The organism is Burkholderia sp. MBR-1 (genome assembly GCF_013822785.1).
Classification (GTDB): Bacteria; Pseudomonadota; Gammaproteobacteria; order Burkholderiales; family Burkholderiaceae; genus Burkholderia; species Burkholderia vietnamiensis.
In genome coordinates this window covers 1,504,382-1,519,427 of sequence record NZ_CP053609.1, presented here as the reverse complement: position 1 = coordinate 1,519,427, position 15,046 = coordinate 1,504,382, and the positions used below count along the sequence as shown (strand labels likewise).

Here is a 15,046-nt window from a genome sequence, read left to right as displayed (position 1 = left end):
GCACCGGACAACTGCTTCGATTACAGCGAGTAGCCGTTCGTTTCGAGCGAACGGATGCGGCTCTCGAGCTGGACGATGTCCGACGAGGTAGCTAGGTAAGCTTCGCGGCGCTCGCGCTCGGCGGTTTCGAACCAGTTGCTCAGCTTTTCAACGATGTAGGCGATCATGATGTTCTCCAAGGAAGGGGGACCCCTGGCGAATCGAGATTCAGGGATTTCCCGTATAGGGTTATCCCGGATTATAGCGAGGCTGCACCAAGTTGCCAGTGAAATGCGTGCATGGCTGTCATTCCAATTTGGAATGGCACGTGAGGCAACCTTCGTAATGCATTGATTTTTATACGAATTAGCTTCTGGGTCTTTCGCGGCCTGGAAGACATGCACTAATCTGGTTCGCCTACCGGTTCGGCCAGACGCGCCAAAATCGGGCATTCTGGCCGTCCGTCACCGTGACAGTGCGCGGCCAGATCGGCGAGCGTATCGCGCATGTCGGTCAATTCGGCGATGCGTTTGTCGAGCTCGGCCACATGTTCGAGCGCGATCGACTTCACCTCGGCACTGGCCCGCGACCGGTCTTGCCAGAGCGTCAGCAGCTTGCGGATATCCTCGACGAGAAAGCCGAGCCGCCGCGCCTGTCTGATGAAACGCAGTGTATGGATTTCGTCCGGACCGTAGAGCCTGTAACCGGCGTCGCTCCGCTTGCTGGGAGCGAGAAGGCCGACCTGCTCGTAATACCGGATCATCTTTGCGCTGACGCCTGATTCACGCGATGTCTCGCCAATATTCATTGCCCCGCCCTGTTTCGATTCAAGTAACGCCGATGGCAGCGACCATCGATCCTATTTCCATCGTATCAAATTGCATGACGGCACTCCGGCGATGGGGAGACAGCGGTTGGCGGGACGATAGTCACTGCCATAATCGCCGTGCGGGGCTGTGGCGCCTAGTAGGAGATCGTTGGCGCGTGGCCGCCGGACATGCATCGCAGATATCGCCAGCTTGATGCATCGCGCGTTCCGGCGATGAGCAGTTCCGCGGCAGCGTGACGATCAGGGGATATGAGCCGACTCGTCGTGAACCTGGTGAGCAGCGTGGCTTCTAGCGAGTCGGTCCTGGGCACATCACCGAGCTATCGCAAACCGACCGGGTTCGTTCGATCCTGCCGACTCGAGCCGATGCAACTGGCCGAGTGCTCTTTCTGCCGCGCCAATGCAAAAACCCCCGCCTTTCGGGCGGGGGTTCTTGGCTTAGGGGAGCCTGACGATTACCTACTTTCACACGGGAATCCGCACTATCATCGGCGTAGAGTCGTTTCACGGTCCTGTTCGGGATGGGAAGGGGTGGGACCGACTCGCTATGGTCATCAGGCAAAGAGGGTTGTTCTGCTGGCGTGGCCAACAGAACCAATCTTGGAAGAAGCAGTAATTTAGGTTGTGTGTATCACACACGAGAATCCAACATGTCGCTCCGGATCGCGGCCAGTGCTTTCGCACGGCGCCGATCTACAAGGCAGACTTGTTATAGGATCAAGCCTTACGGGCAATTAGTATCAGTTAGCTGAACGCATTACTGCGCTTACACACCTGACCTATCAACGTCCTGGTCTCGAACGACCCTTCAAGGGGATCTAGTCCCCAGGGATATCTCATCTTAAGGCGAGTTTCCCGCTTAGATGCTTTCAGCGGTTATCTCTTCCGAACATAGCTACCCGGCGATGCCACTGGCGTGACAACCGGTACACCAGAGGTTCGTCCACTCCGGTCCTCTCGTACTAGGAGCAGCCCCATTAAATATCCAACGCCCACGGCAGATAGGGACCAAACTGTCTCACGACGTTTTAAACCCAGCTCACGTACCTCTTTAAATGGCGAACAGCCATACCCTTGGGACCGGCTACAGCCCCAGGATGAGATGAGCCGACATCGAGGTGCCAAACACCGCCGTCGATATGAACTCTTGGGCGGTATCAGCCTGTTATCCCCAGAGTACCTTTTATCCGTTGAGCGATGGCCCTTCCATACAGAACCACCGGATCACTATGACCTGCTTTCGCACCTGCTCGACTTGTCGGTCTCGCAGTTAAGCACGCTTATGCCATTGCACTATCAGCACGATTTCCGACCGTACCTAGCGTACCTTCGTACTCCTCCGTTACGCTTTGGGAGGAGACCGCCCCAGTCAAACTGCCTACCATGCACTGTCCCCGACCCGGATCACGGGCCAAGGTTAGAACCTCAAACAAACCAGGGTGGTATTTCAAGGACGGCTCCACCGAAACTAGCGTTCCGGTTTCATAGCCTCCCACCTATCCTACACAGATCGGTTCAAAGTCCAATGCAAAGCTACAGTAAAGGTTCATGGGGTCTTTCCGTCTAGCCGCGGGTAGATTGCATCATCACAAACACTTCAACTTCGCTGAGTCTCGGGAGGAGACAGTGTGGCCATCGTTACGCCATTCGTGCAGGTCGGAACTTACCCGACAAGGAATTTCGCTACCTTAGGACCGTTATAGTTACGGCCGCCGTTTACCGGGACTTCAATCAAGAGCTTGCACCCCATCATTTAATCTTCCGGCACCGGGCAGGCGTCACACCCTATACGTCCACTTTCGTGTTTGCAGAGTGCTGTGTTTTTATTAAACAGTCGCAGCCACCAGTTTATTGCAACCCCTTCACCCTCCTGGCGCAGGCCAGTCAAGCTACAAGGGCGTACCTTATCCCGAAGTTACGGTACCAATTTGCCGAGTTCCTTCTCCCGAGTTCTCTCAAGCGCCTTAGAATACTCATCTCGCCCACCTGTGTCGGTTTGCGGTACGGTCATCGTTAGACTGAAGCTTAGAGGCTTTTCTTGGAACCACTTCCAATTGCTTCGCTCCCGAAGGAGCTCGCGCCGCACCCTTGAATTACGCACCCGGATTTGCCTAAGTGCCTTCTCCAATGCAGCGACCGGGACTTCCAACACCCGGACAACCTTCCGCGATCCGTCCACACATCGCATCTAACAATGGTGCAGGAATATTGACCTGCTTCCCATCAGCTACGCATTTCTGCCTCGCCTTAGGGGCCGACTCACCCTACGCCGATGAACGTTGCGTAGGAAACCTTGGGCTTACGGCGAGGGGGCCTTTCACCCCCTTTATCGCTACTCATGTCAGCATTCGCACTTCCGATACCTCCAGCACCCTTTACAAGGCACCTTCGCAGGCTTACGGAACGCTCTCCTACCATGCGAGCAAAGCTCGCATCCGCAGCTTCGGTATATAGCTTAGCCCCGTTACATCTTCCGCGCAGGACGACTCGATCAGTGAGCTATTACGCTTTCTTTAAAGGGTGGCTGCTTCTAAGCCAACCTCCTGACTGTTTTAGCCTTCCCACTTCGTTTCCCACTTAGCTATATTTGGGGACCTTAGCTGGCGGTCTGGGTTGTTTCCCTCTTGACACCGGACGTTAGCACCCGATGTCTGTCTCCCGTGATTGCACTCTTCGGTATTCGGAGTTTGCTATGGCGGGGTAATCTGCAATAGACCCCCCAACCATGACAGTGCTCTACCCCCGAAGGTGAGACACGAGGCACTACCTAAATAGTTTTCGGAGAGAACCAGCTATTTCCAGGTTTGTTTAGCCTTTCACCCCTATCCACAGCTCATCCCCTAACTTTTCAACGTTAGTGGGTTCGGACCTCCAGTACGTGTTACCGCACCTTCATCCTGGCCATGGATAGATCACCTGGTTTCGGGTCTACGCCCAGCAACTGAACGCCCTATTCGGACTCGCTTTCGCTACGCCTGCCCTATACGGTTAAGCTTGCTACTGAACGTAAGTCGCTGACCCATTATACAAAAGGTACGCCGTCACCCCTTACGAGGCTCCGACTGTTTGTATGCATGCGGTTTCAGGATCTATTTCACTCCCCTCCCGGGGTTCTTTTCGCCTTTCCCTCACGGTACTGGTTCACTATCGGTCGATCACGAGTATTTAGCCTTGGAGGATGGTCCCCCCATCTTCAGACAGGATTTCACGTGTCCCGCCCTACTTGTCGCACACCTAGTTCTTTCATACTGTTTTCGCCTACAGGGCTATCACCTGCTATGGCCGCACTTTCCAGAGCGTTCGGCTAACAATACAAATAAAGAGTGCAAGGCTCATCCCATTTCGCTCGCCACTACTTTGGGAATCTCGGTTGATTTCTTTTCCTGCGGTTACTTAGATGTTTCAGTTCACCGCGTTCGCTTCTCTGGACCTATGTATTCAGTCCAGGATGACCCAAAAGGGCCGGGTTTCCCCATTCGGACATCTACGGATCAAAGCTCGTTTGCCAGCTCCCCGTAGCTTTTCGCAGGCTACCGCGTCCTTCATCGCCTGTGATCGCCAAGGCATCCACCACATGCACTTGTTCGCTTGACCCTATAACGAGTCTGTCTCATCGACAGTCGCTACAGGTTGAGTTCTCGCGTTGTGCCGTATTCCAATTGAGTCGAACATAGAGTTCGAATCATCTTGAGATACATCGATACAATCACAACCCGGATAGTTTTCACGTCCATCTCAAGACGCTTCCGCTATCCAAATTACTTACTTCTTCCAGATTGTTAAAGAACGACAGCCGATATGGTGTTACTCATATCACTCTGACTGGCTCAATCGCCAATGACAAAAGCTCGACGCGTCGAACGCTTGTCATTGAGGATTGGTGGAGGCAGACGGGATCGAACCGACGACCCCCTGCTTGCAAAGCAGGTGCTCTCCCAGCTGAGCTATGCCCCCATGAGTACAGATGCCTCAGGGTGTTACCGCCAGACAAATGGTGGGTCTGGTTGGATTCGAACCAACGACCCCCGCCTTATCAAGACGGTGCTCTAACCGACTGAGCTACAGACCCCTGAGTCTGTCTTTAAATTTACAGCCGATAAGCGTGAGCGCTCAATTTTGCGAGATAGCTCTGGAAAGGAGGTGATCCAGCCGCACCTTCCGATACGGCTACCTTGTTACGACTTCACCCCAGTCATGAATCCTACCGTGGTGACCGTCCTCCTTGCGGTTAGACTAGCCACTTCTGGTAAAACCCACTCCCATGGTGTGACGGGCGGTGTGTACAAGACCCGGGAACGTATTCACCGCGGCATGCTGATCCGCGATTACTAGCGATTCCAGCTTCATGCACTCGAGTTGCAGAGTGCAATCCGGACTACGATCGGTTTTCTGGGATTAGCTCCCCCTCGCGGGTTGGCAACCCTCTGTTCCGACCATTGTATGACGTGTGAAGCCCTACCCATAAGGGCCATGAGGACTTGACGTCATCCCCACCTTCCTCCGGTTTGTCACCGGCAGTCTCCTTAGAGTGCTCTTGCGTAGCAACTAAGGACAAGGGTTGCGCTCGTTGCGGGACTTAACCCAACATCTCACGACACGAGCTGACGACAGCCATGCAGCACCTGTGCGCCGGTTCTCTTTCGAGCACTCCCGAATCTCTTCAGGATTCCGACCATGTCAAGGGTAGGTAAGGTTTTTCGCGTTGCATCGAATTAATCCACATCATCCACCGCTTGTGCGGGTCCCCGTCAATTCCTTTGAGTTTTAATCTTGCGACCGTACTCCCCAGGCGGTCAACTTCACGCGTTAGCTACGTTACTAAGGAAATGAATCCCCAACAACTAGTTGACATCGTTTAGGGCGTGGACTACCAGGGTATCTAATCCTGTTTGCTCCCCACGCTTTCGTGCATGAGCGTCAGTATTGGCCCAGGGGGCTGCCTTCGCCATCGGTATTCCTCCACATCTCTACGCATTTCACTGCTACACGTGGAATTCTACCCCCCTCTGCCATACTCTAGCCTGCCAGTCACCAATGCAGTTCCCAGGTTGAGCCCGGGGATTTCACATCGGTCTTAGCAAACCGCCTGCGCACGCTTTACGCCCAGTAATTCCGATTAACGCTTGCACCCTACGTATTACCGCGGCTGCTGGCACGTAGTTAGCCGGTGCTTATTCTTCCGGTACCGTCATCCCCCGACTGTATTAGAGCCAAGGATTTCTTTCCGGACAAAAGTGCTTTACAACCCGAAGGCCTTCTTCACACACGCGGCATTGCTGGATCAGGCTTTCGCCCATTGTCCAAAATTCCCCACTGCTGCCTCCCGTAGGAGTCTGGGCCGTGTCTCAGTCCCAGTGTGGCTGGTCGTCCTCTCAGACCAGCTACTGATCGTCGCCTTGGTAGGCCTTTACCCCACCAACTAGCTAATCAGCCATCGGCCAACCCTATAGCGCGAGGCCCGAAGGTCCCCCGCTTTCATCCATAGATCGTATGCGGTATTAATCCGGCTTTCGCCGGGCTATCCCCCACTACAGGACATGTTCCGATGTATTACTCACCCGTTCGCCACTCGCCACCAGGTGCAAGCACCCGTGCTGCCGTTCGACTTGCATGTGTAAGGCATGCCGCCAGCGTTCAATCTGAGCCAGGATCAAACTCTTCAGTTTAAACCTGTTACTGTTTTCGGTTCCGTTAAGAACCGGTCGCTCACTCAAAGCTGACAGGTATATGAATCACTTCATAAACCTGACTTACTTTAGTGTGAGACTCTTGATACTTTCGCTTTCTGATCCGAAGATCAGCTCGCTTCCATCAAGCGCCCACACTTATCGGCTGTTAATTTTTAAAGAGCATTTCTGCGAGGAACTTCGCGTTTCTCAGCAGCGCTGCGTTTTCAGCAGCAGAGAAGCGAGATTATGAACCGTCTTTCTTCACTCGTCAACAACTTTTTGAACTGCTTCGTTGTGACGGTGAGGGGTTCAGCTTCGTGTGCGTTCGGGTCGTTACAACCGCCCCAACCGCACCGCTTCCCTTCTTCCTTCCGCGCCGCGTTTCCGGTAGCGCGAAAGAGGCGTGATTCTATGCAGCTCACGGCAATCGCGCAAGGGGTTTGACGAACTTTTCTTCGTCTTCCCGGCGCCGGCCCGGAGGCATGCCCGGGCACGATGGCGCTTAAGGTGCGAAGAACGGACTAGAATGTGAGGTTCTTCGCCCCTTTATATGTATTTAATATGCGCCAGCGAATCGCCAAACGCCTCCCCCCCGATGCCGACAAACTGGTCGGCCTGTCGCTTGCGCTCTTTGCCTCGGGCAGCCGCATCGAGGATCGCTTCTGGGAAGCGAAGCTCGATGCGCTGCTCGCGAAGATCGTTCGCAACGGCAACCAGACGACGCTCGACGCCGCACTCGACCATCTGCAACAGAATCACCCCGACGCATACGGGGCGCTCGCCGACATGGCCGAGACCCACAGCGAGTCGCTGGTGATCGAGCACGATGGCCAACCGTACGATGCGCTGCTGGTCGCCGTGCCCGTGCTCGCTTGGACGCGCTACATGATTCCGTCGGGGCCGCTGAAAGGCGACGTCGCCGATGCACTGCGTGCGCACCTGCAAGCGCACGTGCTCGCAAGCGGCACGCGGGTCGGCCTAGCCCCATTCCTGTACAGCATCGACCAGTTGCCGCGGCACCACGTCGAAACGTACCGGCTCGCGCAGCAACTCGCGCATGCGGCGATCGGGCAGCACGCCGCCAAGCTGAGCTTCGGCGACTTGCCGGAAACGTCACCGATTCTTGCCGATCCACGCTTCCTGCTCGCCGTCGTCGCCGCGCCGGCCGGCGCGCCGCTGTTCCGCTGGCAGGAAGAAGAACACGGCAATCGCATCGAGCGCGGCCAGTGCCTCGAGCAATGGACCGCCCAAGGCGGCCCGAACCTGTCGATCGCCCTTCCCGGCTGCGAGTTCGAATGCCTGCTTCCGGACGCGTACTATTCGGCATGCCGTGATGCAGACGAACGAATCCGTCCGCACACCGTCCGAACGGCCATTCGTTATCTTTTCGACACACTTGGTGCGGCTCCGCAGGAACTGCGCGCCGTCGTCGCAGGCTTCGGCGAACGCCGGATCGACGAGTACCGCGTGGGCTTTACGCGAAGGGCGAGCAACGACGTGATCTATGGCGTCGTGTGGCCGCTCTACGGTCGCGAGAACGGCGACGTGTCGACCGACAACGCGACGCTCGAAGGCGAGGCGCCGATCGAAGGCCCGCTCGAAGAGATCGTGAGTCTGCTGAAGGAATGCGGTGTAACCGACGTCCGACGGCACGCAGGCCGTTTCGAGCCCGAGTATTGCGACGACTGCGGTGTGCCGCTCTATGCGGATCCGCTCGGCGAAATCGTCCATGCGGAAATGCCGGAAGACGCCTCTCCCGCCCAGCCGCACTTTCACTGAACCACGCCGCTGGCCACCTGCCCGAAGCCGCTCCGGTTTCTGCCGGAGCGGCTTTTTTTCGCACCGGCGCGCCTTCCCGTCCAAATTTCAGACTTCTCCTAAGCCTTTCAGCCAAGCAGACATCGTGTAAGGTCTTTGTCACTATCGGATCGAAGACATGCCGACGGCGGATCAACGACTCATCTCATGGAGGTTGGATATGCGGTTCCTGGTGCTGAACTCAGACGCCGAACGGCGTGACGGACTGAAGGTGCTGCTACGACAGATCGACCGTCACGCCACCATCAACGATGCGCCCGACGGTTTCCAGGCGCGTCGGCTGCTGCGCACCGAGCGCTTCGACCTGGTCGCGATCAACTGGCCGGATGTCGGCCGCCACGGTGAGCTGCAGGCGCTCTGCAGCGCGTGCTCGCCGACGCCCGTTGCGGTGATGGTCGACGAGTCGACGCCGGCAGCCATCCAGCGGTTCTACGACTACGGCGTCGCCGGCGTGATCCCGCACGCCACACGGCCACATCTGATCGTGCGCGCACTTGAAATCGTGCTGCTCGGCGGACATTACATTCCGCCCATCGCGCTGAGCCTGCTGCCCTCGCCTGCCGGGACACGCAACGACACCCATTTCCAGACGCTCGCCGGCACGTTGCCGCGCCGCCCGCCGAGCGGGCTGCTATCGCCGCGACAGGCGCAGATCATGCGCTTCGTCCACATGGGCAGCACGAACAAGATGATCGCCCGGACGCTGGGCATCAGCGAGGGCACGGTGAAAATCCATCTCGCCAGTATCTTCCAGCAGCTCGGCGCCGCAAACCGGGCGGCCGCGGTGGCGATCTACAACGGCTGGCTGTCGCCGCATCTCGAGGTGTTGCTGGCCAACCGCGACCGGGCCGGCAAACCCGCCATCGGCGAGCGCGGCCCGATTCCGCTGCGCAAGCACCGGAACGATCGCCGCTATCCGTCGCCCGCGGCGAACGCCGGCCCCCACGATCTGCCGATCGCAGCCGAGCCGAGCGTACGGTTTCGGCGCGAGCGCTAGCAGGCTGTTGAAATTGGATACGGTGTAAACGGGCGTTGCGAGCGGTGCGTTAGAGATATCGTGTTCATGATCTTGGGCAGACGAGAGCGATGCGCGGAATGGACGAGATGCAAGAACCGCTGTTCACGACGGTGAAGCTGGAAGACTTCGTGCCGGCCGATCACCCGTTGCGGCCGCTTCGGCTGCTGGTCAATCAAGCGCTGAAGCGGCTCAATGGGCTGTTTGGCACGATCTACGCGGATAGCGGCCGTGCGTCGATTGCGCCGGAGAAACTGCTGCGTGCATTGCTGCTGCAGGTGCTGTACTCGGTGCGCAGCGAGCGCATGTTGATGGAACAGATGCGCTACAACCTGCTGTTCCGTTGGTTCGTCGGACTGGCGATCGAAGACGCCGTCTGGGACCACTCGGTGTTCTCCAAGAACCGTGATCGTCTGCTCGAGCACGAAGTGGTCGAAGCGTTCTTTACCGAAGTCATGAGCTTGGCCGACAAGCAAGGGCTGCTGTCCAGAGAACACTTCTCGGTCGATGGCACGCTGATCCAGGCTTGGGCCAGCCACAAGAGCTTCCGGCCCAAGGACGGCTCGGACGATCCACCAGCCGGCGGTGGTCGCAATGTCGACACCGACTGGAAGGGCAAGCGGCGCAGCAACGATACGCATGAATCGAGCACCGATCCGGACGCGCGCCTGTTCCGCAAGGGGCGGCAAAGCGGAGCCATCCTTTGTTATCAGGGGCACATCCTGATGGAGAACCGCTCGGGCTTGGTGGTCGGCGCGGTGGTCAGCCACGCTGACGGTTTCGGCGAACGCGCAAGTGCGTTGCGCTTGCTCGATTGCGTGCCGGGCCGTCACGCCAAGACGCTCGGCGCCGACAAGGGTTACGACATGCGCGACTTTGTGCGGGACTGTCGTGCGCGCAAGGTGACGCCGCATGTCGCGCGCAACGACGCGCATCAAGGCGGCAGCGCGATCGATGGCCGCACCTCGCGGCACGCCGGTTATGGCATCAGCCAGGTGATTCGCAAGCGCATCGAAGAGCACTTCGGCTGGGGCAAGACCGTCGGCAGGATCCGACAGACCGCGTATCGCGGCATCAAGCGAGTCGACCAGCACTTCAAGCTGACGATGCTGGCGAGCAACCTGACTCGAATGGCTCGAATACTGGCAGCGGTGCCGCAGGGAGCAGCGCGATGAGCCGCCCAACCGTAGCTGTTGCGCGGCAACGCGCCGGCCGGCCCGCTCGCAAGCGGGGCATCCGGCACGATTCGTCAGCAACTCAGCGGCCAATCGCATACGAAACCCTTTTAAACAGTGCCCCGATCGTCGGAACGAGGCGCTTTTCAACAGCCTGCTAGGGCCTGTTCACGCGAATAACAGGCTGGCGAACGTGCCTTTGCGCCCGCGGGGCAAGAAGGGAGGAGGCGCAATAGCTGCGTAGCTATTGCAACGACGAGCGGCGCCGCCATACGGGCGCAAAGGCACGTTCCCCTGTTTGGAAAAATTCGGCCGCGGGGTTGACCCGTTATTAGCATGTAACAGGTCCTCGCCGGACAGTATCGATATTGCGACGGTCGGCATTCGCGAATTCCCAGCTTTGATGCTCAACGAGTAATATGGAAGCCATGGGTTTTCTCTTCACACCGCTTCCGCTCTGGGTTGGTGTTGGTGGCTGGATCGCCGCCGCGATGCTGCTCGCGCTCGCGATCTGGAAGCGCCCATTCATTCGTCTGCAGGACGCGACGCTTCAGCACGTGTGGCTGGCGCTCGTCACCGCGATCACCGTCCTGTGGGCGTCGAATGCATGGCTCGAAGACGGCATCGTCATGCATCTGCTCGGCGCGACGCTGCTCGTCACGCTGTTCGACTGGACGCTCGCGCTGGTTGCGATGGGCGTGGTCACGTGCATCGCCGCAGTGGTCTTCGATGCGCCATGGCAAGGCATCGGCCTCACTTATCTGGTGTACGGCGCGCTGCCCGTCGCCGTGTCCGCGGTGCTGCAGCGCGCCGCCATCGCGTGGCTGCCGCATAACCTCGCGTCGTTCATCATCGGCCAGGGCTTTTTCTCACCGGCCATCGCGATCATCTCGGTCGCCGCGGCCGCAGCCGGCGTGCAGCTCGCGCTGGCGGACGGCGTGCCCGTCGTGATTCCGGCCGGCTATCTGCTCAACACCGCACTGCTCGCGCTCGGTGAAGCGTGGTTCACCGGCATGGCGACAGCACTGATCGCCATCTATCGGCCCGCGTGGGTGACGACGTTCGACGTCCGGCGCTATCGCCTCGGCGGTCCGCGGGCGTAAACGGCACGCGCCGTGCGCCGGGTCGTATTGCGCAGCGCGGCAGAGTACGGCATCTAAGGCCGCACAACTTTTTTACGCTAAGATTGAACTCCTGATCTTCATCGGGCCTCTATACCTGCCCGATGCCTCATTCGCTCCTCACCAATAACCAGATGGACAGCACTTCTGCCTCGCTCCGGATCGTTCGGGCGCTCGGCAAGCTGGCAGCCTGTGTCGCGGGCTTGTCGCTTGCGCTTCCGGCACCGGTATTCGCCGACCTCCTCGACCAGCGCTCCGAACTGATCAACAAGTTCGTCAACGACATGCATGCCGATCCGATCGTCGCCGATTGTGCGGCGCACGGCAGCTTCATCGCCAGTACGTCGTCGGCATTCGACCGCGTCGACTTCGCGCCGAACGCATTCGAAAGCGGCAACGCAACGATCACGCCGTGGAACGATTCGTTCGATCAGGGCAAGCAACGCGTGAAGGTCGACAACATCGTCACCGTCGACGGTCTCGGCGTCCACAGTGACGGCAGTGACCCGACACCGCTGAAGTTCCGTTGCGGCTACGTCGGTCAGCAAATGCTGGCGTTCAGCTGGAACGACCCGGTGCCGCCGCTGAAGGCGCACGTCGAGCGCCCGTCGTCGTCGAAGAAGTTCAAGGGCAGGTCGCACCGCGGCAAGGTCAAGGCGTCCGGCCGCACCGGCAAAAAGGCCGCAGCAACGAAGAAATCGAGCGGCACGAAGAAAGCCGTCAAGAAAAAGACCGCGAAGAAGTCCTAATACGACGGAGCGGCAACGACAGAAGCAGAAAAGCCGGCGCATCGCACGATGCGCCGGCTTTTTTTCATCGTGCCAACCCTGCGCTTACGCGAACGCCTCCACCTGCGCCAAGATCGCCGCGAGCATCGCCGCACCGAGCGCCGCGCTGCGCTGGCCGTTCCAGCCGACGCGCTCGTCGGGCAGGTTCGCGTTGTCCTTGAATGGCATCTCGAGCGTCAGCGACAGGCAGCCGAAGTGATGACCGATGTACTTCGACGCGAGCTTGAGCGCGTCTTCCCGGTACTTGCTCGCCGCGTAGCCGTGCTCGGTCTGGAAGTCCGGGCTCGCCACCTTGAACGCATCGATGAATGCGGCCTGCTCGATGCGCTGCTGATCGGTAAAGCTCGGCAGCATCTCGGAACCCGCGACGAACACGTACGGCAAATCCTCGTCGCCGTGGATGTCGAAGAACATGTCGCAACCGGTCGCATGGATCGCATCCCGCACGGCCAGCACTTCGGGACTGCGCTCGGCATCGGGCGCCATCCACTCGCGGTTCAGGTTCGCGCCCGCCGCGTTGGTGCGCAGGTTGCCGTGCACGCTGCCGTCCGGATTCATGTTCGGGACGATGTAGAACGTCGCGCGGTCGTACAGCTTGCGCGCCACCGGATCGCCGGACCAATCGCCCCATCCGGCAAGCCGCTTGACCAGCCCTTCGACGAACCACTCGGCCATCGTCTCGCCCGGATGCTGGCGCGCGATGATCCACACCTTCTTCTTCGGCACGCCGTCGAGCTCCGGCGTGCCGAGCGTCAGCAGCGACATCGGCCGGCCTTCGACCGTGCGGCCGAGCTCGACGACGCTCGCCTGCGGCAACTGCTGGACCGCGCCGAGAAACGCCGCGTGCCGCTCTTCCGAGTACGGCTCGAAATACGCGTAGTAGATGCTGTCGAATTCGGGCGTATGGTCGATCGTCATCGTCTTGCCGTCGAACGTCGTCGGCACGCGGAACCAGTCGACGCGGTCGTAGCTCGCGACCGCGTGGTAGTTGCGCCACCCCGCCGGATACGCGCATTCCGCTGCATTTTCGAACGACATCACGCAGCGTTCGCCGCGTGCGCCCGTCAACCGGAAGTAGAACCATTGCGCGAACTCCGAGCGGCTGTCGCCGCGTACGCGCAGCCGGATCGCGTCCGCGCGCTCGCACGACACGACGTCGATCGCGCCCGCATCGAAATTGCTGGTGATCGAAAGGGTCATCTGTCTCTCCAGTGTCGAGCGCAACGGCGGATTGCCGCGCCCGGGGGCGTCCATGGACCGGCCGTCTCGTGAACGGCCGGCAAGCTCACTCGCCGATGCGCCGGCGATATACGTAAGTCGAATCGTTCGACGCCGCTGCGTCGAACGCGTAGCCTTCCAGCGCAAAATCCTTCAGCGCCGCCGGCTCGGCGATGCGGTTCTCGACGATGTAGCGCGCCATCAGGCCACGCGCGCGCTTCGCATGAAAGCTGATGATCTTGTAGCGGCCGCCCTTCCAGTCCTCGAACACCGGCGTGACGACCGGCGCGGCCAGCAGCTTCGGCTTGACGGACTTGAAGTACTCGGTCGACGCGCAGTTGATCAACACGCGCGCCGCGCCGCTGCGCGTCTCGAGCTGCTCGTTCAGCGCGCGCGTGATCCGGTCGCCCCAGAACGCATACAGATCCTTGCCGCGTGCGTTCGCGAAACGGGTGCCCATTTCGAGCCGGTACGGCTGCAGCAGATCGAGCGGCCGCAGCAGCCCGTACAGGCCCGACAGCACGCGCACGTGCTGCTGCGCGTAGTCGAGATCCGCGGCCGACAGCGATTTCGCATCGAACCCTTCGTACACGTCGCCGTTGAATGCGAGCACGGCCTGCTTCGCGTTGGCCGGCGTGAAGGTCGGCGACCAGTCCGCGTAGCGCTGGAAGTTCAGGCGCGCGAGCGGGTCGGAGATGTCCATCAGCGTCGCGATGTCCTGCGGCGACAGCTTGCGCAGGCCGTCGATCAGCTCCGAGGCATCGTCGACGAAGGCGGGCTGCGTGTAGGACGGGACGTGGGCGGGCGTGTCGTAGTCGAGAGATTTGGCGGGAGAGAGAACGATTATCATAGAGGCTCGCTGGCACGCCGTGCCTTGCGGTCAGACGAAAACCACCGATTGTAACGAATGACCCGCTCACTCGCCCCGCATGCCGCGCACCGCGTCGTGCTCGACTCGAACGTCTGGATCGACATTCTCGTATTCGACGACCCTGCCACGCGCCCGATCCGCGCCGCGCTCGAACACGGCACGCTCGCCGCCGTGATCGACAGCCGCTGCCTGAACGAACTCACGCTCGTGCTCGACTACCCGCAGTTCCAGGCTCGCGCGATCGACAAGACCGAAGCGCTCGCGATCGTCGCGCGCCTGGCGAGCCTCGTCGAGCCGCCGCCGCTTGCGGCCGACGCGCCACCGCTGCCGAAGTGCAAGGACCGCGACGACCAGAAGTTTCTCGAACTCGCGCGCGCGGCACAGGCCGACTGGCTCGTGTCGAAGGATCGCGCGCTGCTCAAGCTCGCGAAACGCACCGCGCGCGACTTCGGCTTCCGGATCGCGCAGCCCGCGCCGTTTGCCGAAGCGTGCGCACTCGACACCGCGTCGGCCACCACTCCCACGCCGGCCTGAACGGCCCGGCGCCAACCGCTTGCGACCGT

The 15,046-nt window shown here is 59.8% G+C and carries 10 protein-coding genes, 2 tRNA genes and 3 rRNA genes; 6 read left to right on the top strand and 9 right to left on the bottom strand.

Annotated features, from left to right (window positions below; genetic code table 11):
• Window positions 1–20: 20 nt before the first annotated feature.
• The 7 genes from MBR110_RS06995 to MBR110_RS06965 form a co-directional block, all read right to left on the bottom strand.
• On the bottom strand, window positions 21–167 hold the full coding sequence (locus tag MBR110_RS06995; RefSeq protein ID WP_011885504.1) for a DUF3563 family protein: 147 nt from the start codon (window positions 165–167) through the stop codon (window positions 21–23).
• A gap of 215 nt (window positions 168–382) precedes the next feature.
• Window positions 383–787, bottom strand: a complete 405-nt coding sequence (cueR, locus tag MBR110_RS06990) for a Cu(I)-responsive transcriptional regulator (protein ID WP_041493865.1) — start codon at window positions 785–787, stop codon at window positions 383–385.
• Between the two features lie 467 nt (window positions 788–1,254).
• A 5S ribosomal RNA gene (gene rrf, locus MBR110_RS06985) occupies window positions 1,255–1,367 on the bottom strand.
• Window positions 1,368–1,521: 154 nt separating this feature from the next.
• Window positions 1,522–4,402 (bottom strand): 23S ribosomal RNA (locus tag MBR110_RS06980).
• A gap of 284 nt (window positions 4,403–4,686) precedes the next feature.
• A tRNA-Ala gene (locus MBR110_RS06975) sits at window positions 4,687–4,762 on the bottom strand.
• Window positions 4,763–4,800: 38 nt separating this feature from the next.
• Window positions 4,801–4,877, bottom strand: a tRNA-Ile gene (locus MBR110_RS06970).
• Between the two features lie 64 nt (window positions 4,878–4,941).
• Window positions 4,942–6,474 (bottom strand): 16S ribosomal RNA (locus MBR110_RS06965).
• Together the 16S, 23S and 5S rRNA genes with 2 tRNA genes alongside form the textbook arrangement of a ribosomal RNA operon.
• A gap of 564 nt (window positions 6,475–7,038) precedes the next feature.
• Between MBR110_RS06965 and MBR110_RS06960 the strand changes: the two genes are divergently transcribed.
• The 5 genes from MBR110_RS06960 (at window position 7,039) to MBR110_RS06940 (ending at window position 12,355) form a co-directional block, all read left to right on the top strand.
• On the top strand, window positions 7,039–8,256 hold the full coding sequence (locus MBR110_RS06960; RefSeq protein WP_011885506.1) for a DUF2863 family protein: 1,218 nt from the start codon (window positions 7,039–7,041) through the stop codon (window positions 8,254–8,256).
• A gap of 199 nt (window positions 8,257–8,455) precedes the next feature.
• The gene (locus tag MBR110_RS06955) at window positions 8,456–9,292 is read left to right on the top strand and encodes a response regulator transcription factor (RefSeq protein WP_011885507.1); all 837 of its coding nucleotides are present in this window, start codon (window positions 8,456–8,458) and stop codon (window positions 9,290–9,292) included.
• A gap of 98 nt (window positions 9,293–9,390) precedes the next feature.
• Window positions 9,391–10,485 (top strand): IS5 family transposase, encoded by a 1,095-nt coding sequence (locus tag MBR110_RS06950; RefSeq protein ID WP_009961431.1) that lies wholly within the window; start codon window positions 9,391–9,393, stop codon window positions 10,483–10,485.
• A 428-nt stretch (window positions 10,486–10,913) separates the two neighbouring features.
• Complete coding sequence (locus MBR110_RS06945) at window positions 10,914–11,588, top strand: energy-coupling factor ABC transporter permease (RefSeq protein WP_034194078.1); 675 nt, start codon at window positions 10,914–10,916, stop codon at window positions 11,586–11,588.
• A gap of 122 nt (window positions 11,589–11,710) precedes the next feature.
• Window positions 11,711–12,355 (top strand): BspC domain-containing protein, encoded by a 645-nt coding sequence (locus MBR110_RS06940; protein WP_046424331.1) that lies wholly within the window; start codon window positions 11,711–11,713, stop codon window positions 12,353–12,355.
• Between the two features lie 84 nt (window positions 12,356–12,439).
• Here the strand turns inward: MBR110_RS06940 and MBR110_RS06935 are convergent, their stop codons facing one another.
• Together MBR110_RS06935 and yaaA are read right to left on the bottom strand one after the other, a co-directional pair.
• A complete protein-coding gene (locus MBR110_RS06935; RefSeq protein WP_059734603.1) occupies window positions 12,440–13,594 on the bottom strand; it encodes a M14 family metallopeptidase in 1,155 nt (384 codons plus the stop codon).
• Window positions 13,595–13,679: 85 nt separating this feature from the next.
• Window positions 13,680–14,462 carry a peroxide stress protein YaaA gene (gene yaaA, locus MBR110_RS06930; RefSeq protein ID WP_014723345.1) on the bottom strand — a complete coding sequence of 261 codons (783 nt, stop codon included), beginning with the start codon at window positions 14,460–14,462 and terminating at the stop codon, window positions 13,680–13,682.
• A 57-nt stretch (window positions 14,463–14,519) separates the two neighbouring features.
• On the opposite strand from yaaA, the gene MBR110_RS06925 reads away from it, so the two are divergent.
• Complete coding sequence (locus tag MBR110_RS06925; protein ID WP_011885512.1) at window positions 14,520–15,017, top strand: putative toxin-antitoxin system toxin component, PIN family; 498 nt, start codon at window positions 14,520–14,522, stop codon at window positions 15,015–15,017.
• Window positions 15,018–15,046 lie beyond the last annotated feature (29 nt).

Bases quoted from the DNA above. Each gene is read 5' to 3' on its own strand.
- MBR110_RS06925 (WP_011885512.1), top strand. From the start codon at position 14,520: ATGACCCGCTCACTCGCCCCGCATGCCGCGCACCGCGTCGTGCTCGAC.
- MBR110_RS06950 (WP_009961431.1), top strand. From the start codon at position 9,391: ATGGACGAGATGCAAGAACCGCTGTTCACGACGGTGAAGCTGGAAGAC.
- yaaA (WP_014723345.1), bottom strand. From the start codon at position 14,462: ATGATAATCGTTCTCTCTCCCGCCAAATCTCTCGACTACGACACGCCC.
- MBR110_RS06945 (WP_034194078.1), top strand. From the start codon at position 10,914: ATGGGTTTTCTCTTCACACCGCTTCCGCTCTGGGTTGGTGTTGGTGGC.
- MBR110_RS06955 (WP_011885507.1), top strand. From the start codon at position 8,456: ATGCGGTTCCTGGTGCTGAACTCAGACGCCGAACGGCGTGACGGACTG.
- MBR110_RS06960 (WP_011885506.1), top strand. From the start codon at position 7,039: ATGCGCCAGCGAATCGCCAAACGCCTCCCCCCCGATGCCGACAAACTG.
- MBR110_RS06940 (WP_046424331.1), top strand. From the start codon at position 11,711: ATGCCTCATTCGCTCCTCACCAATAACCAGATGGACAGCACTTCTGCC.
- cueR (WP_041493865.1), bottom strand. From the start codon at position 787: ATGAATATTGGCGAGACATCGCGTGAATCAGGCGTCAGCGCAAAGATG.
- MBR110_RS06935 (WP_059734603.1), bottom strand. From the start codon at position 13,594: ATGACCCTTTCGATCACCAGCAATTTCGATGCGGGCGCGATCGACGTC.
- MBR110_RS06995 (WP_011885504.1), bottom strand. From the start codon at position 167: ATGATCGCCTACATCGTTGAAAAGCTGAGCAACTGGTTCGAAACCGCC.